Annotated in this window: 20 protein-coding genes and 4 tRNA genes; 19 read left to right on the top strand and 5 right to left on the bottom strand. The window is 42.3% G+C overall.

The genetic code is table 11. The features are described from left to right. The first annotated feature begins 21 nt into the window (after nucleotides 1-21). The 5 genes from traN to J5A55_RS09930 all read left to right on the top strand — a co-directional run bounded on the left by traN (nucleotide 22) and on the right by J5A55_RS09930 (nucleotide 3,236). The gene (traN, locus tag J5A55_RS09950; RefSeq protein ID WP_004384176.1) at nucleotides 22-972 is read left to right on the top strand and encodes a conjugative transposon protein TraN; all 951 of its coding nucleotides are present in this window, start codon (nucleotides 22-24) and stop codon (nucleotides 970-972) included. Continuing rightward, nucleotides 966-1,559, top strand: coding sequence for a conjugal transfer protein TraO (locus tag J5A55_RS09945; protein WP_004384177.1), 594 nt, complete (start codon nucleotides 966-968; stop codon nucleotides 1,557-1,559). The genes traN and J5A55_RS09945 overlap by 7 nt, the downstream gene beginning before the upstream one ends. A 12-nt stretch (nucleotides 1,560-1,571) precedes the next feature. Continuing rightward, nucleotides 1,572-2,027, top strand: coding sequence for a DUF3872 domain-containing protein (locus J5A55_RS09940; RefSeq protein WP_004384178.1), 456 nt, complete (start codon nucleotides 1,572-1,574; stop codon nucleotides 2,025-2,027). Nucleotides 2,028-2,038: 11 nt separating this feature from the next. After that, nucleotides 2,039-2,545, top strand: coding sequence for a glycoside hydrolase family protein (locus J5A55_RS09935; protein WP_004384179.1), 507 nt, complete (start codon nucleotides 2,039-2,041; stop codon nucleotides 2,543-2,545). An 88-nt stretch (nucleotides 2,546-2,633) separates the two neighbouring features. Continuing rightward, a complete protein-coding gene (locus J5A55_RS09930; protein WP_004384180.1) occupies nucleotides 2,634-3,236 on the top strand; it encodes a type 1 glutamine amidotransferase family protein in 603 nt (200 codons plus the stop codon). A gap of 88 nt (nucleotides 3,237-3,324) precedes the next feature. Here the strand turns inward: J5A55_RS09930 and J5A55_RS09925 are convergent, their stop codons facing one another. Then, nucleotides 3,325-3,786, bottom strand: coding sequence for an HU family DNA-binding protein (locus J5A55_RS09925; protein WP_004384181.1), 462 nt, complete (start codon nucleotides 3,784-3,786; stop codon nucleotides 3,325-3,327). 416 nt (nucleotides 3,787-4,202) lie between these two features. Between J5A55_RS09925 and J5A55_RS09920 the strand changes: the two genes are divergently transcribed. Continuing rightward, a complete protein-coding gene (locus tag J5A55_RS09920) occupies nucleotides 4,203-4,652 on the top strand; it encodes a hypothetical protein (protein ID WP_004384182.1) in 450 nt (149 codons plus the stop codon). A gap of 1 nt (nucleotide 4,653) precedes the next feature. Continuing rightward, the gene (locus J5A55_RS09915) at nucleotides 4,654-5,385 is read left to right on the top strand and encodes a caspase family protein (protein ID WP_004384183.1); all 732 of its coding nucleotides are present in this window, start codon (nucleotides 4,654-4,656) and stop codon (nucleotides 5,383-5,385) included. A gap of 634 nt (nucleotides 5,386-6,019) precedes the next feature. Here the strand turns inward: J5A55_RS09915 and J5A55_RS09910 are convergent. The 4 genes from J5A55_RS09910 to J5A55_RS09895 all read right to left on the bottom strand — a co-directional run bounded on the left by J5A55_RS09910 (nucleotide 6,020) and on the right by J5A55_RS09895 (nucleotide 8,785). Beyond that, entirely contained in the window at nucleotides 6,020-6,439 is a 420-nt protein-coding gene (locus J5A55_RS09910) for a hypothetical protein (RefSeq protein ID WP_004384186.1), read from the bottom strand. 166 nt (nucleotides 6,440-6,605) lie between these two features. Further along, on the bottom strand, nucleotides 6,606-7,070 hold the full coding sequence (locus tag J5A55_RS09905) for a DUF1896 domain-containing protein (RefSeq protein WP_004384187.1): 465 nt from the start codon (nucleotides 7,068-7,070) through the stop codon (nucleotides 6,606-6,608). A gap of 35 nt (nucleotides 7,071-7,105) precedes the next feature. Further along, the gene (locus J5A55_RS09900) at nucleotides 7,106-8,329 is read right to left on the bottom strand and encodes a site-specific integrase (RefSeq protein ID WP_050755909.1); all 1,224 of its coding nucleotides are present in this window, start codon (nucleotides 8,327-8,329) and stop codon (nucleotides 7,106-7,108) included. A gap of 371 nt (nucleotides 8,330-8,700) precedes the next feature. Beyond that, a tRNA-Ser gene (locus J5A55_RS09895) sits at nucleotides 8,701-8,785 on the bottom strand. Nucleotides 8,786-10,477: 1,692 nt separating this feature from the next. On the opposite strand from J5A55_RS09895, the gene J5A55_RS09890 reads away from it, so the two are divergent. The 12 genes from J5A55_RS09890 (at nucleotide 10,478) to J5A55_RS09835 (ending at nucleotide 25,011) form a co-directional block, all read left to right on the top strand. Beyond that, entirely contained in the window at nucleotides 10,478-10,912 is a 435-nt protein-coding gene (locus tag J5A55_RS09890) for a hypothetical protein (protein ID WP_004384193.1), read from the top strand. An 18-nt stretch (nucleotides 10,913-10,930) separates the two neighbouring features. Further along, a complete protein-coding gene (locus tag J5A55_RS09885; RefSeq protein WP_004384194.1) occupies nucleotides 10,931-11,554 on the top strand; it encodes a hypothetical protein in 624 nt (207 codons plus the stop codon). Nucleotides 11,555-11,710: 156 nt separating this feature from the next. After that, nucleotides 11,711-11,899 carry a hypothetical protein gene (locus J5A55_RS09880; protein WP_004384195.1) on the top strand — a complete coding sequence of 63 codons (189 nt, stop codon included), beginning with the start codon at nucleotides 11,711-11,713 and terminating at the stop codon, nucleotides 11,897-11,899. A 1,376-nt stretch (nucleotides 11,900-13,275) separates the two neighbouring features. Further along, nucleotides 13,276-13,362: transfer RNA gene (locus J5A55_RS09875), tRNA-Ser, on the top strand. A gap of 29 nt (nucleotides 13,363-13,391) precedes the next feature. Further along, a tRNA-Glu gene (locus J5A55_RS09870) sits at nucleotides 13,392-13,466 on the top strand. 30 nt (nucleotides 13,467-13,496) lie between these two features. Further along, nucleotides 13,497-13,568: transfer RNA gene (locus J5A55_RS09865), tRNA-Glu, on the top strand. 542 nt (nucleotides 13,569-14,110) lie between these two features. Continuing rightward, nucleotides 14,111-17,212: a SusC/RagA family TonB-linked outer membrane protein gene (locus J5A55_RS09860; protein WP_004384198.1), complete on the top strand. Its 3,102-nt coding sequence runs from the start codon at nucleotides 14,111-14,113 to the stop codon at nucleotides 17,210-17,212. A 40-nt stretch (nucleotides 17,213-17,252) separates the two neighbouring features. Continuing rightward, nucleotides 17,253-18,878, top strand: coding sequence for a RagB/SusD family nutrient uptake outer membrane protein (locus tag J5A55_RS09855; protein ID WP_004384199.1), 1,626 nt, complete (start codon nucleotides 17,253-17,255; stop codon nucleotides 18,876-18,878). Between the two features lie 17 nt (nucleotides 18,879-18,895). Beyond that, nucleotides 18,896-20,026, top strand: a complete 1,131-nt coding sequence (locus tag J5A55_RS09850) for a glycoside hydrolase family 18 (RefSeq protein WP_039851524.1) — start codon at nucleotides 18,896-18,898, stop codon at nucleotides 20,024-20,026. A 47-nt stretch (nucleotides 20,027-20,073) separates the two neighbouring features. Continuing rightward, a complete protein-coding gene (locus J5A55_RS09845) occupies nucleotides 20,074-21,219 on the top strand; it encodes a DUF1735 and LamG domain-containing protein (RefSeq protein WP_004384201.1) in 1,146 nt (381 codons plus the stop codon). Nucleotides 21,220-21,639: 420 nt separating this feature from the next. Continuing rightward, a complete protein-coding gene (locus J5A55_RS09840; RefSeq protein ID WP_211802930.1) occupies nucleotides 21,640-23,301 on the top strand; it encodes an IS1182 family transposase in 1,662 nt (553 codons plus the stop codon). Between the two features lie 1,146 nt (nucleotides 23,302-24,447). After that, a complete protein-coding gene (locus J5A55_RS09835) occupies nucleotides 24,448-25,011 on the top strand; it encodes a TFIIB-type zinc ribbon-containing protein (protein WP_004384292.1) in 564 nt (187 codons plus the stop codon). Nucleotides 25,012-25,044 lie beyond the last annotated feature (33 nt).

Here is a 25,044-nt window from a genome sequence, read left to right as displayed (position 1 = left end):
ACATCAAATAAAAAAGGAACAATGAAGAAAATTATTTTATCAATGGCTATGCTTGCCATGGTGGGAGCAACAGCCACAGCACAGGAAAACAATGATGGTCTGACACCGAGTCGTCCGCTTACTTCGGGAGAGCTCTTTCAAGGTATGAGCCGTTCCATACCAACGGGGCGTGTCGTTCTTCCGTATGGTCTTGACGTCACCTTTGACAAGACCGTGCATCTTATCTTCCCTTCTGCCATCCGCTATGTAGACTTAGGTTCGCAGAACATCATTGCAGGTAAGGCGGAGGATGCAGAGAACGTACTACGTGTAAAGGCTTCGGTGAAGGACTTTGAAACGGAAACCAATATGAGTGTCATCTGTGAGGACGGCTCATTTTACGCTTTTAATATAAAGTATGCCGATGAGCCGGAGAAGCTCAGCATTGAGATGAAAGACTTCTTGTCACCAACGGACGGACGCCTGCCAAGCAATCGCTCTGACATTTACTTCAAGGAACTCGGTAATGAGTCGCCCGTATTAGTAAAGCTGATGATGCAGACCATCTATCAGAATGACAGACGCTGCATTAAGCATATCGGTGCACAGCAGTTCGGCATGAAGTTCCTGCTTCGTGGCTTGTATGCCCATAACGGCTTGCTGTATTTCCACACTCGTATGGAAAACGGCACGAATATGCCATATTCGGTGGACTTCATCACATTCAAGGTGGTAGATAAGAAGATGGCAAAGCGCACTGCCATTCAGGAGCAGGTATTGCAGCCACTTCGTGCCTATCATCAGGTGATGCAGGTGCGTGGCATGGGTAGTGAACACGCTGTGTTTGCGCTCGAGCAGTTTTCTCTTGCAGAGGACAAGCAGCTTGAAGTGACGCTTTATGAGAGAAATGGCGGTCGCACGCTGACCTTCCATGTAACGGCAGAAGACCTGCAACTGGCAAAGAAGATTGATAACCTCAAACTGAAATGGTAGACATTATGAAGAAGAAAATCATTTTATCGGTTTGTGCAGCGGTGGCAATGGCTTTCAGTCTGCCAACGCAGGCACAGCGACTGATCCCCAAGCAAAGGGGAATAGAAGTCGTGGGGAGTGTTCCACTTATTAAGGGTGAAAAGTTCCTTGCAGCTGACAATTTCGGTATGGGAGCATCACTCACCCGATATTTGAGTCGTGAGAATTATACCTTTGTTATGGCAGAGTATGAACAGCAGAATATGCCGTACAGAAGTTATAACGTAAAACTCAAGGATGCGCTCTTACAGGTGGGCTACATGCACCCGATACTCTCCGACAATGGCAAGAATGTGTTTTTCTATGGTGGTATATCCGCCCTGGGTGGCTATGAGCAGCTGAACGAGGATAAAAAGCTGCTGCCCGATGGGGCAACACTGCTCGACCGCTCTCGCTTTGTCTATGGCGGTGCCGTGCATGGCTCGGTGGAAGTGTTCCTAACGGACAGAGTTCTCTTTCTTGTAAAGGCGCAGGGACGCTTCCTCTTTGGATCGGACGTGCATCGTTTTCGTCCTGCTGTTTCAGCAGGACTAAGGTTTAACTTTTAAGTAGAAGAAAAGATGAAGAAGATATTGAATACGATTTGGGTAATGGGTGTGCTGACCCTTGCCGTGTTTTGCCTATCTGCTTGTGATAGGGATTTGGATATTCAGCAGTCTTATCCGTTTACGGTGGAAACAATGCCGGTTCAGAAGGACATCATAAGGGGGCAGACGGCTGAGATACGCTGTACGCTGAAGCGGGGCGGTGAGTTTGCTGACACTCGCTATACGATACGTTATTTCCAGTCTGACGGCAAAGGCTTGCTAAAAAATGACAACGGTACGGTCTTCAAGCCGAATGACCGCTATCCGCTGACAAAGGAAGTGTTCCGCTTATACTACACCTCGCTCTCCACCGACCGTCAGACGATTGACGTGTATGTGGAGGATAGTTTCGGCAGGGTTCAGCAGCTAAACTTTAGTTTTAACAACAAGCGAGAAGAGGGCAAGAAGCCTGCATCTTCTCGCCACTAAGACCATAATTGATGCGAACGATAAATTCTTTCATTTTACTTTGTGTATTCTGCCTGTTCTGTCAGCCGACCCTTGCTCAGCGGAGGGTACGGCTGGCAGACTTGCCACCTTTTGAGCGTGCGGTAGTCGTTGTGAAATACTTTGAAGGCATGCACGGCTGGAAGAATTATCCGTATGTTGGGTATGGGCATCAGTTGCAACCAGAAGAGCGTTTTACGGCGGATATGACGGAACGGCAGGCAGACTCCCTGCTCCGTGCCGACCTTTGGAAATGCTTTGAACACTTCAAAGGGTATGGTAAGGATGCCCTGCTGCTGACCTTGCTTGCCTACAATGTGGGTGTAGGGCGATTGCTTGGATATGGTAAGCACCCAAAGAGTAAGCTACTGCGAAAGATAGAGGCTGGAGATAGAAACTTCTATTGGGAGTATGTTTCGTTTTGCCGATATAAGGGTAAAGTTTTGAATGGGTTAGTCAAATGCCGAAAGGTTGAGTTTGCGTTGTTCTTTATCATCTGACTATATTAAACCAAGAATTATTCCTATGATGTTGTTTCTATTTTGCTGAAAAATTGTAACTTTGTATTACGATTAAATAGGATAAGCAATGAATAAAGAAACAAAAAAGGTACTCTTCGTCTTATTGAATGAGTACACAGATTGGGAAGGTGCTTTTCTCTCTACAGCCCTTCATGTTGGCGTAATACCAGGTAGTGAAATCAAGTACAGAGTGCATACAGTTGCTCCGACATTAGATGCAGTCTGTTCCATTGGTGGATTCAAAACATTGCCCGACTATTCTTTTGAGAACATGCCCAAAGAGTATGCAGCCTTAGTGCTTATCGGTGGCAATCAATGGAATTCTCCTGAAGCAGAACTTGTTGAGCCATTGGTACAAGAAGCATTGGATAAGGGTAAAATAGTAGGAGCGATATGCAACGGAGCATCGTTTCTGTGTGCTCATGGCTTCTTGAACAACGTAAAACATACGGGTAATGGTCTCGACCAACTTAAACAATGGGGTGGTGAAAGATACACGAACGAAACAGGATATGTGAACGCACAGGCTGTAAGTGATAAAAACATCGTTACAGCAAATATTACTGGTCACTTGGAGTTCACTCGTGAAATGCTCTTACTTCTGAAAGCCAATACCTCGGAAAAGATTGCAGCTTGGTATGACTTTTATAAGAATGGATTTGTAAAATAGTAGTCATACTACTAAATAAAATTGATGCGTGGAGTACATCGTCTCCACGCATCAATTTTATAGTTAGCAATCACACATACATCTTATTTTATGGATGCGGTTCTGGCTGAGGTCCTGGATTGGGATGTTCCTCACCAGACTTCTTGTCAGGTGCTGAAACACGTTCGTAGCTCACGCCAGTAAGTGTAAAATACTTCTTTGAAGGGGTGAGGTGTACCACAGGTTTCGTGATATGAACCTTTGGGTTGAACTCCGTTTTTCCCTTCTCAACCAATTTACTCTGGAAAGAAGGTGTAAGTGTCCCGATGTCTCCGAAGTCTACAATGTCTCCGTTCTCAACGTGCTTCTTTGCTATCTCAGCTGCAAGTCTGAGAACAGCCTCGACTTCTGCACCTGTGAACGTTGTAGCGTGTGCCACTTCATCACAGAAACTACGATGATCAACTCTCTTTCGTCCTGTAGGATGAGCCTGCACAACGATTTTCCCTTTCAAATTTCCAACTGTTCCTTTACGCTCCTTTAGCGTATAGGCAATAGGTCTGTTCGCCATAGTAATTAGTGTTGCCCCTGATTGTTAAGCCTTTGGAGGCTGGGGCTTTATCCTCCTCAACTTGTTAGTAGATTTATATCACAAAGGTAAGAAAATTCTTGACTGTCTCCAAGGAAAACACATACTTTTTTTTGATACTTCTCAACCCTTTTTCGCAAAAGGGTTCACCTATTTTAGTAAAACCATCTACCTATTATCAGAAAAGGGTCTACCTTTTCCGCCAAAAAGGTAGACCCTTTTTGAAGAAAGTGGCAAACCTTTCTGCAAAGATACTTTTGAAATGAAATTTATCTTGTAGTTTGTTAGTCTAAGTCAAACAATCAAAGATATTAGTGTCTCTAAAAATTGTTTGAATTTCTTTTTTATTTTACATTTAATTGATTACTTTTGCAGCAATAATATTAAATCTATAAATTATGGAGAATAATTGTTGTGTAGAAATTATAACAGCTGTAACAGCTATTTTAGGTGTATGTTTTTCTAGTATCTCATTATGGCAGAATTACCAACTGAATAAAAAACAAAGAAAAGATTCTCTGAATGGCAAATTAAATCATCTTTTAGAATTTGCTATTCAATATCCTGAATTAGAATCTCAAGCCTTTATAGACAAGTGGGTAGAAATGAAAGATAAAAATGTTAAAGAATATATGAGATATGACATATATTGTAACTTGCTGTTTAATTTTTTGGCTGAACTTTATGAATTCTATGATGGGAATAAAACAAATATTGAGAATTTCTGTGATGTTAAAACTTGGATTAGAATGCACAAGTTTAATTGGTTATATCCAGTAGACCCGAATGAAAATATTGATGGCTACAGTGAAGATTTTAGAAGATTTATAAATTCTTATTTAAAATAGTATGAGAAAAATAGCATTATTAATTGGTAACTCTGATGGTTTAGAAGGAGTGAAAACCGATTTATTTGAATGGAAAAAGTTTCTAACATCTCCAAAGGGTGGGGCTTGGGAGCATGATGAAATCGAAATGATTATGAATCCCCAAAGGAGTGAACTTTTAAGTCACATCAATGAGCTTCGTAAAACAAAGGTATATGATTTCGCAATTGTTGTATACAGTGGACATGGTGGCTATGATAGAAATACAATTTTAGAAATAAACGAGCAGGAAGAAACAATAGATGAAACTGACCTATATTCCATTGCTCCTAGACAGATTTCTGTTTTTGATTGTTGTCGTAGTCTTGTTGATGGGCATGAACCTATCAATGAAAGTCAAAGAACATTTTCTTCAGGTGGTATTCTTCCTAATCTACAAATGATTAGGATTGCTTATAATCGGCGAATAATGCAGGCTATACCTCAGCAGATCTGTTTGTATGCTTGTAGTATAGGTGAGATGGCTTTAGATACAGAAAATGGGGCACTCTATATCCAAACATTGCTAAGGCAAGCAAAGTTGTTCCCGAATAATGAAGAGTTTAGAACAGTTGAAGAGATACATAAGGAGGCATCGGAACTCACATATATAAAGGGATTGCTTAAAAAACATACCCAACATCCTGCTGCTAGTTTACCTAAATGTCTGACAAGCCAGAAACTGATACTGTCGATTAATCCCAATAGGATTTGAATTAATCTGCGACTTATTGCTTTAACCGCATAGCTGTTTAAGAACTAAGAAAAGATAGCCACGCAAATTATCGGTTTGCGTGGCTATTAGCATTGCTTGGCTTTAAAGACTGCTCAGTCACGAGGAGGAACATACGTAATACTTGAAACTCTCCACAAGTAGTAAGTAGGGTTAATGCGGTAATGAGAGGAGGAGCTATATCCTTTGCTGTTCATCGAAGATGTTGTATTTATTTTTTGCTTATCCATAGCGACATTTTTTTATGCGTCCAAAGATTGGAGTATGCTGATTTTTCGGGCAAGCCCTCAACAACTCGTCCTTTTTGTAGCAAAATAGAGGTAGCGGGGCGGGCTTACACAAGGTTTTGGCGGAAAATACAACCCGTAGGTGTGGAGATTTTCCAGACAAACCAAGCGGCTTAGGACCTTGAGAAAGCCACAAGCCCCGTACTACCTTTGCGGATAAAAAGGGAACAGCATCCGTCTTCTTCATTTCGCATATTGTGGAGCATTGGAAAGGAAGCGAAAGTGCAACGCCCATAGTGGAAAATAGAAAAGGTGGCTATCTCAAAATGCGAGATAACCACCTGATGAACGATAAATGAAAGTGTTTACAGATTACATCGTCGTGCTTCTCAAAGCACGCAAAGCAGGATAGCACAGAGAATTGCCAGCCAGAAGAGAATGCTCAGCAGCGTAAATGTCACTTTTAGAATTACCCTGACTATAAAGCGTAGTATCAGAAGGCCTGCAATGACAGAGACGGCAGTTACGACTTGCGGCGTTACTATCTTTGAGATAAGCCAAATGACACCGATAACGACAGAAAGCAGGATAGTGAGTTCGATGAAGCGTGTCCAACCGAAGTGGCGGACTTGCTTGGGAGAAGTCGGCTGCTGCTTGATATTATCGGTTTTGTTCGATGCGTCTGCCTTGATGAAGGCAGGTGTGTGAACGATTTCGTTAAGCCGTGAGGACAATGGAAGCTCGCTTCTATTGTCTCGGCGAGAAATCGCACTTTTAAGAACGTCTTGATTCATGATGATTGTATTCATATCGGAGTTTTTAATAGTTTCAAAAGCAATAACAAGATATTCTGCCTCACACGAGTTGTTGAGAGCTATGCTCGAAAAAAGCCAAGTGTTTGCTCAAACTCTTGGTGTGTGGGGAAGAATAGTTATCTTGGCTCTTGACACTACAAAAGCTCCCGATGGTGTTACATCAAGTCATGTTCTCGCTATTGACGGTTGGCAGACCATTGACCTCAATGAGCAAAACGATTGTCCCTGTCAGTTCGGTGTAGAGTTTCTCATACTCTGGAGTTGCGCCAAAGTCATCTGTCAGTTCATACTTGTAGAAAACGCTTTGCACAGCCTTATTCTTCAGAAGTATCGGGGAGAGCCTCTCGGGGAGTGGGGAGGGCAGTTCCTTCTCGAACTCATTCTCCAAGACAGATACAAGCGTGTCGTACTTTGAGAAGTGCAGTCCTTGATGTAACACTTCGCTTGCCATTATCTCTGCCTCTGGGTGAGAGAATCCTTGTGCCATTGCATCACAGTAGGTAGTAAGGGCTTCATCGGCTCTTGTCGTTATGAATGGTTTATCACCCAGCATTTCGGGGAAATGCTCACTGAGATAATTCTCTAATTTCAATCGGAAGTAAGATAGTTCTTTCTTTGTTTCCATAATCGTCTATTATTTTAGGGTTATACATTAATATATTATATGCCCATGGCTGTGTTGAACTTACTGAGTTTTCCAGCCAGTTCTTCCATATCATGCTCTATCTTCTTGTTGGTGATGCGAGCATAGATTTGTGTAGTCTTTATGTTGGTGTGCCCCAGCATCTTCGACACACTTTCCATCGGAACGCCCTTACTCAGCGACATTGTGGCAAATGTGTGGCGTGCAAGGTGGAAGGTCAGCCTCTTCTTGATACCGCAAAGGTCGGCAATTTCCTTGAGATAAGCGTTAATCTTCTGGTTTGTAAGTACCGGAAGGAGTTTACCGTCCCGATAGGTCTTATGCCCATATTTGGTGATGATACGCTTAGGAATGTCAAGAAGCAGCACATTGGTTTCCACGCTTGTCTTCTGTCGTTTGGTCATAATCCATTGCTTGTCGTCAAGCGTAACAATGTTGTCCGGCGTAAGGTTGGACACGTCTATATATGCCAGACCTGTAAAGCAAGAGAAGATGAAAATATCCCTTACCAGTTCCAGGCGGTTGATACCGAAATCCTTGTTGGCAATCTTCATGATTTCCTCGTCAGTGAGGAAGCCACGGTTTACCGGTTCCAAGTGGAAATGATGATTTATGAACGGGTCGTGGTTCAACGCGCCCATCTTCCTTCCCAGTATGGTGATGGTCTTGAAAGTCTTCATCGTTTTCGTGACCGTATTGGGATTCTGCCCAGCGGTTGTACGCAGATAAATGTCAAAGTCATGAATGACGGTGAATGTCAGTTCAGACAGGCGAATGTCACAACGCTTGTACTTTTCGTTCAAGAAGGCCGCAAAGTGTTTCTTACACACGTTGTATTTCTGCAATGTTGCCACACTCACCGAGACACCAACCTGTTCCTGTATGTCCGTATTATGCTTCTCGAAAAGCTGCATGAGTGTGCAGACATTGTCCTGCCTGCCGAGATACTCAGACTTGATGCGTTCCAAGCACAGGTCGTCCGTCATTTCCAACTTGCGATAGATGGTTTGCAGGTCGTTTTGGATGCTGTCCAACTGCAAGTTCATGCTTAGGGCTTCGGTATTGCGTCCTTTCACCCGTTCTCGCGTACTGTCCCATTGGTTCTGTTCAACGGCGACCCCGGCTGAGCCTATGCACAACCGTTCGTTGTTAAGGTAAATCCTCAACATCACAGGGGTCTTGCCCTCCTTGTTTACATAGTTGCTTCTGAGATAGAAGACTGTTCTGAAAATTGATTTCATACATTGACTGTTTTTAATTGTAGCTGGATTCATGGGAAATTGTTCCACATCGAAAGGAATTTTATCGCCTAAATGGATGGAATGAACTTCCATATATCCCACTGCAAAGTTCTACATAATCATTTGAATAACAGCAACATATAAGTACTCTAAACAATCTCTGTACGTACTCTTGGTTACAATTTTTATTCGGCTCATCTTTTTGTAACCAGATTGTAACCGTAGGAGAGTATTTTGGGCGTTTCGGCACCCTCCTTACGTACTCTGAAAAAACATGTAAGTATAAAACAAAAGTATCGTAACTTATTGAAGCTACGATACTTACTGATTTTTTGAAGTGTTTTCTGAAGTCTTCTCCAGAGTACTTCCTGCGGAGAGAGAGGGATTCGAACCCCCGGTACCTCTCGGTACGACGGTTTTCAAGACCGTTGTAATCGACCACTCTACCATCTCTCCAGAAAGTAACTATTGTAGTCAACCTGCTTCCTTATAGAAAGCGAGTGCAAAGATAGGAATAAATTCTTTAACTGCAAAATAATTAGATATTTTTTTCAAGAAAAGTGCTTTTAAGAGCGAAGAATCAGCTTAATAAGTTATAAATTGGGGAAGAAAGTAATAAACGATAGCATGAATAATAGAGTACTCCCCCACCCCATCCCTAAAATGAAAGGACTTGAGTGGTTGGAAATAACGAATATTCTTACAGAAACACCTATTTAATTTATGATTTAAGTTGCTGTCATTTTTAACACTTTTGCTAACATCTTTATCATCAACTACTTATCATCATTAAACGCATGACACTTATGACAGCAAAATTGATTTAGTTCTTCGCCCGACTCCCCAGCCCATAACAGGGATAAGTTGCAATAAAGTGGATCAGAGACTTGAGCGAATTAAACACTTCGCTAACCTTATCACAAACGAATTCAGATTCCCATGCAGATATTCACATGGAATATTTATCAATTTTGGGAAAACTCTTTACCAATGGGTAAGATATCATATCTAAATCAACTCACCCACTATAAGGATCATTCGGATAAGAGAAAACATATATAAACACGACATCCCATCTCCATAGCTAGCACCAGTTTACCCATTGTCTGATAACGTTTCAACCCACCAACATACAAACTATCAGCCCAACTTAAGTATATTGGCAATAATACTCCTATCATAAACCACTTGCCGTTTATTACAATTAAGGAATAGATAACGTCGTTCCACCGAACATAAGGTCGACATCATACGCCCCACCCTACCTATCATCCATTCGAAAATGACAAAAATAATGTACCGCTGTACACATCTTAATCACAGAAAAAACGGATTAAATAGAACATAACAGGAACACAGAGTTTATTGCGGAACATAAGAACACACGACAGGCGATGCCCTTGTGTAATTCAAGGAAGCCTCTTCTCCATCTGAAGAAAGCGTTTCTTCAGATCAAAGAAAGGCTTTCTTTATTTCCAACAACAATCATATTTTGTTTGGAAAATACTATTCATATTGATTTTAAAAAGGTATATTTGTACTTGAGAGGAATAACACTTTCAAATGTAAATAATGATTTAATTAAAGATAATCGCGTATTTCTTTGAAAGAGAAGACATAAGATAAGACCGATATTTACAAATATGTTACAAAGAAAAGACAAATATCTTAACGTAATATTACTCGCCTTAGAGTTTCCCTTTGCATGCTTCCTTGCATTGTTTACATTAGATGGCTCGTCAAGTATGCACGCATTCAAAGAACACCCTTGGGCTATATTTATGGAGAGATTTCTATTCACTTTAATTCCCATACTATCCGTTGTCTTCCTCTTTTTACTTAGTCTAAGTATTTCCTTTATTCTTTTTTATAAGGATAAGAATCCCAAAAAGACTTTTACATATAAGTTCTTTGCGATACATACCTTGCATGTCTCATTAATGGTTTTGCTATTACTTCTTTTGAAACTGTTAATCTTTGGATATTGTTAAAAGAAATGAGTGGACGGGTGAACAAGCTAACAAATCAACGAATAAAGTTGTATATTTGCTTTCGATATAAGAACAGATCGCAAGCATCTATTAAGATCAACGTTTCAAATATAGAGATAAAATAAAAGGAGGTACAAGTAATTTCAATCAAAGGATTATGACGATAAATAAAATAGAATATAAGCAGGCACGTAAATACCTTTTACTAATTACCATGGGATGTGTTATATATTTCTTTTATAGCATCATTGCCATCTATTATGAGAGAGAAGCCATAAAGAATGGTCCCATCAGGACATATAAAATAGTATCCAGACATAATGGAGCAATAAACGTAACATCATATAACATCATACGTTATTTGGGGAAAGAATATACCATCACTGTAAGTAGGAAGGAAATAAATGAAGGGAAGCTACAAAGACCTATATATTATAACAAATGGAATGACACGCTCATTTATGATGAAGCTGGAGATAATTACGTCAGATTGGGGATTCTCTCTTTAGGCTTGCTCGCAATACTCGGTTTAAAGCTCTATATCAAACACTATCATGGCGAAAGAAACGAACATTCAATGAATGGAGAATGATGATAAGTTGCTTATTTTATGGATGTCCATATATCGTTATCAACGAATTACTATATACAAATTCAATTCCACAAAGGCAAAATAGAAAAGAAAGCAATGTATAACTTGAATTATATTTTATTGGTTGTCTTTACTGTTATATACACAGGATGCACTCACAAAAAGGTACAAAAGATAAATGCAGACAGCGCATTATACGAAAAGATATGTGCGACAGAAGTCCCGAAAGAGAACTTGGATATTCCGATGATAGCCACTGCTACATATAATAACGGAACTCCTTTTTACGGGAAGGGAAGGAAGTATTATGAACTCTCCGAGAATGATTTGGCGGAAATAAAGTCTATCTTAAATAATCAGATACCGAAAGAGAAGTCTCTCAAAGCAATACATTTGAATATAGATAATTATTTCAGACAATATTTAGCATATACCAATCAAGACGGAATCTTCGTTTTGGTCAATCTTTATAAATATTATTATATCTCTCACCCAGCAAGCCAGACAAAAGGAATATATGCTCCAGCAAAAGGAATACATATCATTTCATTAATACAAGAAAGGAACAGAGCGAGGTATGACAACGTTCTTATTCTTTTGAACTTATCTCAAAAACGTATCAAAAAAGTTGATATCATCTGATGGATCGTCATAATTCATGACCCAAAATTGTGATTAGTTTAAAGTTAACGAGCGAATGAGTTGATCGTTCACTAATATAGTTTTAATTTTAGTTGCTGTCACTTTTAACATTTGAGTTATATCTCTTATTATCAACCACTTGTACACAACAATAAGATGACAGTAGTGACAGTAAAAACAAAAATGGCTTCACTCCACCCTCTTCACGTAGAGAGTGAGGGCTTAACAGGAAAGACTTCAGAGGCAGAAAGAATAAGAATACGTTTCAAGTTAGCCTCCACTCCTCCTGTGTTGATGCCAGACACGGGGCGTGATGAGCGTAAACACGGAACTGATAGAACATAGGTACTGGAGAACTGGAGGATATGCAAAGAGAAAAGGTACCCCAAAGGCATATTGTTTCAATGACTTACTTTTGAAGAAAAGCATAACAATATGCGGACAGACGAGGGCGTCTGTCCCTACTCTTGGCACTACATTCAATAGAAATAACAGCTTGATAACCTGTCAACTTACTCTCTCATCAACTTAAAACTAACAATTTACTCCACTTTAAAATAAGTAACAAAGTAGGGACAGACGCCCTCGTCTGTCCACCAGAATGCAACCAACAAGAACCCCTTCAAGTTCCTCTGAGGGAGAAAATGTTGCCTGAAGGGATGACACGAAAGGGTAAATTAGCGGACAGACGAGGGCGTCTGTCCCTACTTGTGGCACTACATTCAATAGAAATAACAGCTTGAGAACCAGTCAACCTATTCTCTCATCAACTTAAAACTAACAATTTACCCCACTGTAAAATAAGTAACAAAGTAGGGACAGACGCCCTCGTCTGTCCACTGGAATGCAACCAACAAGAGCCCCTTCAAGTCCCTCTAAGGGAGGAGATGTTGTCTGAAGGGATGACACGAAAGGGTAAATTAGCGGACAGACTCCCTCGTCTGTCCCTACTCTTGGCACTACATTCAATAGAACTAATAACTTGGGAACCAGCCAACCTATTCTCTCATCAACTTAAAACTAACAATTTACCCCACTGTAAAATAAGTAACAAAGTAGGGACAGACGCCCTCGTCTGTCCACCAGAATGCAACCAACAAGAGCCTCTTCAAGTTCCTCTGAGGGAGAAAATGTTGCCTGAAAGGATGACACGAAAGGGTAAATTAGCGGACAGACGAGGGCGTCTGTCCCTACTTGTGGCACTACATTCAATAGAAATAACAGCTTGAGAACCAGTCAACCTATTCTCTCATCAACTTAAAACTAACAATTTACCCCACTGTAAAATAAGTAACAAAGTAGGGACAGACGCCCTCGTCTGTCCACTGGAATGCAACCAACAAGAGCCCCTTCAAGTCCCTCTAAAGGAGGAGATGTTGTCTGAAGGGATGACACGAAAGGGTAAATTAGCGGACAGACTCCCTCGTCTGTCCCTACTCTTGGCACTACATTCAATAGAACTAATAACTTGGGAACCAGCCAACTCATCCATTCGGTAACCGAAATCTAATCATAACTTTGAGTTGTAAATAATGAATCGCGAATTAAAGGAAACAAGTTGGAACTATCAGAGAAGAGGGTAAGGAAGAAGAAAAGAGATATCAGGTTTTTTATAAGGAAACGAAAAATAACATGATAAAATTTTGAGAAATCAAATTAAAGCATTACCTTTGCACCCGCATTTGAGTTGGTGTTAAGTAATTCAGCTAACATACTTTTTAGGAAGGATGGGTGAGTGGCTGAAACCAGCAGTTTGCTAAACTGCCGTGCGCGTAAGCGTACCGGGGGTTCGAATCCCCCTCCTTCCGCATTACTCAACAGGCTTAGATGCAACCCTGGTCGATTCATCTAACGGTTAGGATACAAGATTCTCAATCTTGGCATAGGGGTTCGATTCCCCTATCGACTACCATCCCTTACATTTGAGTCAAGTTGCTATTCCGGTCGATTCATCTAACGGTTAGGATACAAGATTCTCAATCTTGGCATAGGGGTTCGATTCCCCTATCGACTACAGAAGCTCTTCCTTTTGGTGGAGCTTTATTTATTTTAAATTGATAGGGGGACTTCATCTAATCTTAATAATAGTTTGAAACTTATTTATTGGGTGCTTTCAAATTGTCTATACATATCCAACTTTAATAGTTAAAATCATTTAATTGCTATATTATTAGGGGCGTTTTATTCGATTATCAGTAATAAATTGTTACTTTTGCATGCGCTAAGGTACATTGAGTCTATCCTTAAATGGATTGTCTCATATAGGCTGCAATAGATAAGGAGTTGTGCCTTTAATGTGGAATTGTATAGTATCCTCATTGGTAAGATGGGATGAAGAACAATACAAAAACATTCGTCCAATAATATTGGGAGTGAATTGTTGGGAGACACATGAAACCTAAGAAATCGTAAGAACCTAAAAAATAAAACAAGTTCCTATATATAATAAGGTGTAAAAAGGATGGTTTGCAGTAGACGATAAATCTGTTATTTACTCCTTACGAATCCATTAGAAGTATAAAATCAAACATTCATATAATTAAAAACCTAAACCTGATGAAGAACTTTAAGGAATCTACGCAGAAGCATCTGTACTTCTCAGTTGCTTTTGCCTGCTCGATGGCTTTCATGCCAATGAGTGCTAATGCAGGTACGAGTATCGGCCAAGAAACATCTGTGCAAGCCGTTCAGCAGAGTGGTAATCACAAGGTGACTGGAAAGGTGGTAGACGCTTCGGGCGAGCCATTGATTGGTGCCTCAGTTATGGTCGAAGGTACGACCGAGGGTACAGTTACCGATATTGATGGTAACTTTATGTTGAACACGAAGCCTACAGCAAAGCTCGTCTTCTCTTACGTTGGTTATACTTCTCAGACGATTGCCGTCAACGGGAAGCAAACTTTCAATGTAACTCTGAAAGAAGAGGCAAACGCTATGAACGAGGTAGTTGTAACCGCTCTGGGTATCAAGAGAGCCGAGAAAGCATTGAGCTACAACGTTCAGAAGTTAGCTTCGGAAGAGCTTACTCGAAACAAGGATGCCAATTTCGTCAACTCCTTGAATGGTAAGATTGCGGGTGTAAGTATCTCTAAGAGTGCCAGTGGCGTTGGTGGTGCTACACGTGTCATCATGCGTGGTGCAAAGTCAATCGAGGGCGATAACAATGTGTTATACGTGATTGATGGTATCCCATTGTTCAACTTTAGCGGTGGAACAGATAGTGGTATTATGGGTGAGGGGCGCGTTAGTAGTGAGGGTATAGCCGACCTCAACCCTGAAGATATTGAGAGTATTAACGTCCTCGCAGGTCCTTCTGCTGCCGCACTCTATGGTAGTAACGCTGCTAACGGAGCGATCCTCATTACCACAAAGAAGGGTAAGGAAGGGCGTGTGGAGATAGCCTTCTCTACTTCTGCCGACTTCAGTTCGCCTTTGTTAATGCCTAAGTTTCAAAACAAGTATGGCAATAAACAAGGCTCGTATGAGAGCTGGGGTGAGAAACTGGATAAGCCCAGTTCGTATGATCCAAAGAAGGATTTCTTCCGTACAGGAACGAACTTCATCAATGCTCTGACTATAAATGCAGGTAACGAGATAAACCAAACCTTCGCTTCAGTAGCAGCCACTAACTCACGTGGCATAGTACCGAATAACACTTATGACAGATATAACTTTACGGTACGAAATACCACTCGCATGTTTAATAAAAAGGTGCAGTTAGACCTCGGTGCATCGTATATTAAACAGAAGGATAATAACATGGTGTCACAGGGCGAGTACTGGAATCCAATCGTCGCAGCCTATCTCTTCCCACGCGGGGAGTCGTTTGAAGCAATCAAGACATTCGAGCGTTACAATAATGTACGTAACTTCCCAACACAGTACTGGCCTATCCTTGATAGTCGATTTGCCAATCAGAACCCTTACTGGACAGCCTATCGTAACTTGGCTCCAGACGATAAGGATCGCTTCATGTTCAATGCTGGTCTAACCTATAACATCTGTGATTGGCTGAGTGTAGCAGCCCGTGTGCGTTTGGATCAGACCTTTATGACAAGTGAAAGAAAGATTTATGCGTCTTCTTACGATTACTTCGCAAAAGCCAACGGAGCGTATGACTATTACGATTATAAGGATCATCAGACTTACATTGATGCAATAGCTAATATCAACAAGCACTTTGGTGACTTCAGTATAGCAGCCAACTTGGGTTACAGCTATTCGGACTATGGATCGCTAACACGTGGTTATGGAGGTAACTTAGTATTAGTTCCTAACAAATTCTCACTCAATAACATCGACCCGTCGGATAGTAAGGTTCGTGAGAAAGGTGGTGAGTCGAACGTTAGAAACGTAGCTGCTTTTGCTAGTGCCGAATTGGGTTGGAAGAGTATGCTCTACCTCACTTTGACAGGTAGAAACGACTGGAATTCACGTCTTGTGAACTCTTCTGAGGAGTCATTCTTCTATCCTTCAGTGGGCTTATCTGGCATTATCTCCGAAATGGTTAAGCTCCCTTCATGTATCTCTTATCTGAAGGTTCGAGGCTCATATACCGAAGTCGGATCCCCTGTATCACGCTCTGGTATGACCCCGGGAACCATCACCACGCCTCTTGTTGGTGGAAGTCTTAAATCCACAGACATCTATCCCTTCACCGATTACAAGGCTGAGCGTACGAAGTCATACGAGCTTGGTTTGACTGCACGTTTCTGGCAGAAACTATCGTTTGACTTCACTTGGTACAAGTCAAACACATATAACCAAACATTCATCGGAGAGCTCCCGGAGAGTTCTGGATATAAAGCAGTTTACTTGCAAGCGGGCAATGTTGAGAACCGAGGAATTGAAATGTCTCTGGGCTACACCGATAACTTCGGAGGGCTTCAATGGAACTCTTCTCTTGTCTACTCAAAGAACGTTAATGAGATAAAAGAGATGGTTAAGGACTATCATCATCCGTTAAGTCCGAAGCCAATCAATATCCCCGAAGTATCGAAGGATAAGGGTCGTGTACTACTAAAGGTGGGTGGTTCCATCAATGACATCTATGCCCGTAAGGTGTTAGCAAAGGACAATCAGGGCTTTGTTAACGTAAGTCCGTCAGGCGGAATCAACCTCGAAACAGTCGACCCAATATACCTTGGCAAGACAACTCCAGACTTCACGATGGGCTGGAACAACACTTTCACGTACAAGAACTTCGGTCTTTCTTTCCTTATCAATGCTCGTTTCGGTGGCGTTGTGACCTCTTCAACACAGGCATTGTTAGATCGTTTCGGTGTGTCGAAGGCTTCAGCTGATGCCCGAGATGCTGGTGGTGTAATGCTACCTAACCAAGGTCTCTATGATGCAAAGAAGTATTATACGCTCGTTGCAACCGGTGAGACAGACCTTGCGGGATACTACTGCTATAGTGCTACTAACGTCCGATTACAGGAGTTGACATTGAGCTATAAGTTCAATCCACGCTGGTTTAACAATGTTGTTAGAGACCTTACACTATCGTTCGTAGCTACCAATCCTTGGATGATCTACTGCAAAGCTCCATTTGATCCTGAGCTTACTTCCTCAACAGGAACGTATGGTCAAGGTAATGACTACTTCATGCAACCAAGTTTGAAGAGCTATGGGTTCAGCCTAAAATTTAAGTTCTAAGCGTGTTGATAGGCATGTTTAATTCTAATTCTAACATAGTATGAAAGCAAAAGTATATAAATATATAGCAGGTGTATTGGTGCTTTCTTTGTTCGCATCATGCGACTTTGAGAAGATCAATACCAATCAGTTTGAACTGCTCCCAGAGGAGGGACTGATGGACGGAATAGTAATTGGTGGTCCTATAACAGCCATGGAGAAGTGTGTTGTCCCAGTAGGAACTCAAGCCGACGGAACCGATGTCGTCAATCGTTATCAGACGGCATATAACCTCGCAGCAGACTGCTGGAGCGGTTACTTCGGACAGAACAATAACTGGGGAGGACCTAATAACCTCAATTACTTCCTACGTGATGGTTGGGTTGCATCATCCTATACAGAGGCTTATTCAACAGTAGTTCCTCTATGGCAGGATCTCAAGGGGAAGACCGAGACGAAGTTCCCTGAAGCATTTGCATTAGCGCAGATCTTGAAGATATCTGCATGGCATAAAGCAACGGACATGTTCGGTCCCATCCCTTACAAAGAGGCTGGGAAAGGACTCATCACTGTGCCTTACGATAGTCAAGAGGATGTTTATAAAGCTATGTTCGAAGAGCTGACAGCAGCAATAGATGTGCTCACGCGATACGCTGATAATGGTACAACTCTCTTGTTACCAAAGGCTGATGCTGTTTATGGAGGCGATGTCCATAAGTGGGTCGTATATGCTAATTCATTGATGTTGCGCCTTGCTATGCGTGTTTACTACGCCGACCAAGACCTCTCTAAGAAGTATGCTATGCAAGCTATCAACCATCCTTATGGCGTGATGAGGGCTAAGGCTGACGAGGCAAAGATGGACAGAGGAGCTGGATTAGTATTCCAGAATAACCTCGATGTATTGATCAATCAGTATAATGAATGTCGAATGGGTTCATCCATGTTAGCCTACTTGGGAGGTTACCAAGACCCACGTTTGGAGAAGTACTTCACGACAAGCACCCTCCCTCAGGCAGTCTCTGTTGACGCTATGGGAAACTATCTTGCGGTGCCGACAGGTCACGATGTGAGTTCAAACAACACCTTCAAAGGTGCCTCCCGACCAGCTATCACGACAGCAACTCCTACGTATTGGATGCGTGCATCAGAGGTTTACTTCCTCTTATCAGAGGCTGCCCTCCACGGCTTCCCAGTAGGTCAAACGGCTGAAGACCTATATAAGAAAGGTATAGAAACATCTTTCGAAGAGAACGGCATACCATCTTCTGAGGTTGACACCTATATCAGTTCTGGACTCACCCCACTAACTTATTCATTGCACATGAGCAATCCTAACGTGAATGTTGATGCACCAGCTGTTACGAATGCGACGACGGAGTGGACTGGAACAGACGAGGAGAAACTCGAGAAGATTATGATTCAAAAGTGGATCGCACTCTACCCTAATGGTCAAGAAGCATGGTCAGAGTATCGCAGAACGGGCTATCCTAAACTCCACACAGCCATCTCTAACCACAGTAATGGTGAGGTTGACACACAGACGGGCATACGCCGTATGCGTTTCCCAACTAATAAGGCAACCTCAAAGGAGGACATTGAAAATCTGGAGAAAGCACGCCAGATGCTTCGTGGTGGGCAAGATAAAGCTGGCACAAGACTATGGTGGGACAACAAGAATCATTAATAATAAAGCGAAAGATAATGAAGAACTTAAGATATGCAAGTCTATTACTAACCCTTTGCGCAGGCTTTATCTTCTGTGCTTGCAGTAATATGACTGATGTTGAAAATGAGCCGTTTGACCACATTGGTGGTTATAACACAATGAACAACAAGCAGAGTGAGAAGTATTATGCCGACCTACGTGCTTACAAGCAGCAAGCAGTTAATTATGGTCGACCAGTAGCTTTTGGCTGGTATTCCAACTGGTCTCCTGCAGGTACTTATCGCCGTGGCTACCTCACCTCAATGCCTGATAGTATGGACATCGTGTCCATGTGGAGCGGTGCTCCTAACCGCTTCAAGATTACCCCAGAACAAAAGGCTGACAAGGAGTTTGTGCAGAAGGTTAAGGGCACAAAGCTGCTGGAAGTAACCCTATTATCCTACATTGGCAAGGGACGTACCCCTGATTCTGTCTATACGGCAGTAGAGAAACAAGCCGAGAAAGAGGGTTGGGCGAATGACGCCAATCGTTTGAACGAAGCCAAGAAACAGGCTCGTTGGAAGTTCTGGGGTTTTGATGGTAATGTTGACAGCGATAGTCATAAGCAGGCACTGAGCCGTTTTGCAAAGGCATTGTGCGACTCCTTAGTTGCAAACGACTGGGACGGATATGACATCGATTGGGAGATTGGCAGTGGAGTGTTCGATATGGACGGTACTCTAAGCCGTAACGAGGACCTCATCTACTTGGTTAAGGAGATGAATAAATACATCGGTCCGAAGAGTGATCCAGACCATAAAGGACACCGACTCATCTGTATCGATGGGCATATTTGGAGCTTAACTCAAGCCTTGGAAGGCTATGTTGACTATTGGATCGATCAGGCTTATGGACGTTCAACCTACTATGATCAATATGGTATCGATCCGAAGTCTATCATCACAACTGACAACTTTGAGTCATCCTTCAAGACGGGTGGTGTACTCTTGAGACAAGCTGCCAGTATGCCAACTAAGGGTTACAAGGGTGGCTTCGGAGCCTATCGCTTCGATAATGACTACGATAACACGCCGAACTACAAATGGATGCGTCAAGCGATACAGATCAATCAGAAGGTCTTTGAAGACTGGAAGAAGAATGGCACTCCGTACAAGTCTGGCAACTAAAAGAGGCTATCGTCGCATATTATTAAATTTCAAATAACACAGAGAATATGAAGTTTTCAATTATAAAATATCTATCCTTAGGCCTTGTAGCATTGTCTATTGCCGCTTGTCAAGATAGTGAGAGCGACCTCTTGAAAGCGAAGGTTTACTTTGAAAATAACGTGCAACACGTGTCCATGCCGGATACTGGTACGAGTCAGGATGTTGACATCACGGCACGAATTTCCAATAAGCAATCATCCTCAACGGCTGTTTCTTACTCATTGGCAGACCCTTCACTCGTCACTACTTACAATCACAAGTATGGCACTGATTATATTGCTTACAAGGCAGAAAACGCCACATTAAGCAAGACTTCATCGACCATTGAGGCAGGACAAATCTATGCCGATAAGGTGGTGTTGAGCCTTAATAACCTTGATCAACTCGAAGAGGGCAAGAACTATATGCTCCCTATTAAGGTTCATTCAAGCTCTACTTCCATCATAGAAGGCGAAGACATTGAGTACATCTTATTAGCTAAACCAATCAGAATTAGCAAGGTTGCTCTATTCTACGACAGCTTTATCTCGGTTAAATTCCCTACTGGAACGTACTTCAAGTCATTTACCTACGAGGCCTTAATTAACCCTTATTACTTTGGTAATAACAATACAATCATGGGTACTGAAGGTATAATGATTCTACGCATTGGAGATGTTGGCGGCGGTATTGCAAAGGATATTTTGCAGATTGCAGGACAGCAGCATTACGAAGCTCCAGAGGCTTTGCAGACCAATAAGTGGTATCACATCGCCTTGACTTACGACCAAGCTACGGGCAAGACAGTCATGTATCTCAATGGCACAAAGTGGGCAGAATCAGCTTGGAGCATACCCGGCTTCAATCCAAACAGCGATGTTGGCTTTAACATTGGTAAGATTCCTAACTTCCCATGGGGTACTCGCCCGTTCTATGGATACATGAGTGAGGTGCGCGTATGGAGTGTTGCTCGAACAGAGAATCAGATTAAACAGAATATGCTAAGCGTCGATCCGAAGTCGGAAGGATTGGAGCTTTACTTCAAGATGAATGGTTCGGAGAAATCAACGAGTTCGAAGATTACCGATGCTGCTAAGGGCATTGAATGTTCTACGAACAATGTGACTATCGAGAATCTTGACCACCCAATTATGCTGAAAGACTTGCAATAAGAGGGAAAAAGGAGCCTCACTTACAACTCCTCAACAGCCTCATCCCCAGCCCCTCTCCGAATGTTAAAACCTCCCCCCACCCCTCCCAAGGAGGGGAGTGCCTAGCGGGAGTTAGTTAGGGAAAAGTCTCTTTAATTCAAAGAGGGCGTTTCTTCAATGTGAAGAGACGCCCTCTTCATTGCAAGGAAACGCCCTCTTCAATGCGAAGAGGGCGTTCCTTTATTTAAAGAACATGCCAACCTGTAGGGACAGACGCCCTCGTCTGTCCGCCAAATTACAGCAAATAAAAAGCCTCCCCAAGGAGGGTGTGTCAAAATAGCCACACACTCTTTTTTATGCACAAAGCCCCGACTTTCTCAAGCCAGGGCTTTGCTATTTCCTAAAGTTTTTGTACCTTTAGGCATACAAAAAAATCTCATTATGACAAAGGTACACTTTCGTTCTTACATACACAAGAAAATGATTCTTTTTCCTCAAAGAATCGATAAGGACATCGCAGAAGATGATCCTGTTCGTCTTTTAGACGCCTTGGTGGATAATCTTATGTTGGATAATGTCTACAAGCTTTATAAGCCCAGTGGTCGCAAGCCTTATCATCCACAAATGATGCTCAAGGTGATTCTTTACGCCTATATGAATAATATCTATTCCTGCCGTCGTATAGAGTCGCTTCTCAAGCGTGACATTCATTTCATCTATCTGGCAGGATATGAGCAGCCTGATTTTATTACCATCAATCGTTTTCGTAATCGTGTGAAAAAGGAAATCAACAATATCTTCACACAAGTGGTATTAGTACTTGCAGCCAAAGGTTTGATAAGTCTTGACGTTGAATATATTGACGGCACAAAAATAGAATCGAAAGCCAACAAGTATACCTTCGTTTGGAAGAGAACCGTGGAAAAGAACCGCGCCAAGTTGCAGGAACAAATACGCACACTCTTGCTCCAGGTTGATGATGTCATAGCGCAGGACAATGCCGCTAAGACAGAAGGTGTCGAGTTTACTGCAGCTCTGCTCGATGAGATATCCGAGGAATTGAACAAGTCTTTGGAATCATCCCCTGAGCCTAAGACAAAAGAAGAGAAGCAGGCTGTTAGAACCAAGAAAAAACAGCTTAAAGAGCTTGAGAAGAAACGTAATAAACTCCAAGAGTATGACCAACACCTTGAGATTATGGGGGAGAGAAACTCCTACAGCAAGACCGACCTTGATGCTACGTTTATGCACATGAAGGAGGATGCTATGCGGAACGGACAGACTAAGCCTGGATATAATCTGCAGATAGCAACTGAGAACCAGTTTATCATCGACTTTGCACTCTATGCTAACCGTACAGATACGCTTACACTTCCTTCTTTCTTGGAGTCCTTCAACTCACGTTACCATCGTTATGCCAAGACAGTCGTAGCCGATTCAGGGTATGGCTCCGAGGAGAACTATCTGTTCATGGACGTACATAATATGGAAGCCTATGTGAAGTATAACTACTTCCATAAAGAGCAGCATCCACGCTATACACCTAACCCATTCTGTCCTGCAAGCCTTTATTATAATAAGGAACAGGATTTCTACGTCTGCCCTATGGGACAGCATATGAAGCGTATAGGCATGAAGCGTTCCCTAACCTCTAATGGATTCGTTACTTACAGTGTACGTTATCAGGCAGAACGCTGTGATGGTTGTCCGTTGAGAGGCTCATGTTTTAAGGCAAGAGGGAACAGAATTATAGAAGTAAACCATCAACTACAGCACTATAAACAAAAGGCACGGGAACTACTGACCTCGGAAGAAGGCATCAAGCATCGAGGACGAAGGTGCATAGAACCTGAAGCTGTTTTTGGACAAACAAAATATAATAAAGTCTACAAGAGATTTAGGCATTTGGGAAAAGACAAGGTCAATATGGACTTTGCCTTCTTTGCTATTGCCTTTAACATAGGAAAAATGTGCAAAAAAAATAATCTCAAGGAGCTAAAAGCTATTATGGAGGTACTTTTAGTCACCTTCAGATGCTCTATAGAAGTTTATATAAGCTATTGGAAGCCCAACAAATCATTTTATATGAAATTAGCGGCATAGCTGCAGTAAATAACGAATTATGCGGTAGATGAAGTAAAGAGGAGTAGAAAAGAGGATGTGTCCATTTTGACACACCCTCATGTTGCCTATCGGAATATCATGAAAGGGTAACTGAGCGGACAGACGAGGGCGTCTGTCCCTACTGTGTGGTATCCTTTTGTTCAGAAAGAACCATACAAATTAGCTTCCGGCAGGCACCCCTCCCCTTGGGGGAGGCTGGGAGGGGTTTCCAGACGGGGGCGTCTGTCCCTACTGTGTGGCATTCATTTTAATCAAAGTAGATAGTAAGTATTATCTAAAAAACGGTCTTCTCACAGTCCCTCTCTAAATGGAACAACCCTTACCAGCCTCCCCGAAAGCCTCCCCCACCCCTCCGAAAGGAGGGAATGCCTAACGGAAGTAAATTAGGGGAAGCTTACATCAATTCAAAGAGGGCGTTTCTTCGATGTGAAGAGACGCCCTTTTCATGGCAAGGAAACGCCCTCTTCAATGCGAAGGGGACGTTCCTTTATTTAAAGAACATACCAACCTGTAGGGACAGACGCCCTCGTCTGTCCGCCAGAGCATTACCTATAAAAAGCCTCCCCAAGCCCCTCCAAAGGAGGGGATGTTGCCTAACGGGATGTCATGAAAGGGTAAATGAGCGGACAGACGGGGGCGTCTGTCCCTACTGTGTGGCATTCATTTTAATCAAAGTAGATAGTAGGTATTATCTAAAAAACGGTCTTCTCACAGTCCCTCTCTAAATGGAACAACCCTTACCAGCCTCCCCGAAAGCCTCCCCCACCCCCTCCAAAAGGAGGGAATGCCTAACGGAAGTAAATTAGGGGAAGCTTACATCAATTCAAAGAGGGCGTTTCTGCACATCGAAGAAACGCCCTCTTTGTTTGCTAATAGTAGTATTTACTCCCCTCTCCATTCGGAGAGGGGTTGGGGGTGAGGCTTCTTCTCTCCCCTTGGGGGAGGCTGGGTGGGGTTATCCCATTCGGAGAGGGGATGGGGTGAGGCAGCCTCGTTACACACCGAGCAACCATCGTCAATAACACAAAAGTATGTACCTATTCCACAAAGAAAGAACTTTCACCACTTTAAAATATCGATATTCTCATCCGTGATTCAAGTATTTTTTATAATTTTGTCGGCGTAATGAGGTACACAGTTAAATGTAATGAATGTGGTCGCAACTTTGTGGCTGAGACGGAGAAGTATGGGACAATGAAGTATCGTTGTCCATATTGTGGTAATGTATTAACCTGTCGCTTCGATGCACCGACAGCTTTCCGCACCCGTGCCCGTTCAGTTCTTCCCTTGGCAGATGCTACTCCCATCGAAGTGAAGAAAGCGGCTAAGTTACCCACAGTGGAGACCAACCTCATTAATAATCCATCAAAAGAAAAGCTGACAGAGATGCGTGAGAAGCTGGCAGAAGCGTCTCACAAAGCCCTTCAGGCATCGTTACATGCTGGCGAAACATTGCGTAATGCAACCGATAACGCAAGCGAGTTTATGTCGAAATCAAGCTCTCGTCTGCGCCAATTTCAGGAGAAGTATGAGGATGGCGACCTATGGATATTCTTTGGATTTAGCCTTTTGTTCATCATATCAGTCGTCCTTTTCCTCTTTATCTCTGCAGAGATTGTAAAGGTTGTAGCCGATGCCAATGCCAGTTTGTTCAAGGCATATATCGAGTTTAGAAACACCTATTTATAGTTGAGGTATGCCTCTTTTGAATGAAGGGAGGGC

This window comes from Prevotella veroralis (assembly GCF_018127765.1).
Lineage (GTDB): Bacteria > Bacteroidota > Bacteroidia > Bacteroidales > Bacteroidaceae > Prevotella > Prevotella veroralis.
This window is presented reverse-complemented; position numbering and strand designations above follow the sequence as displayed.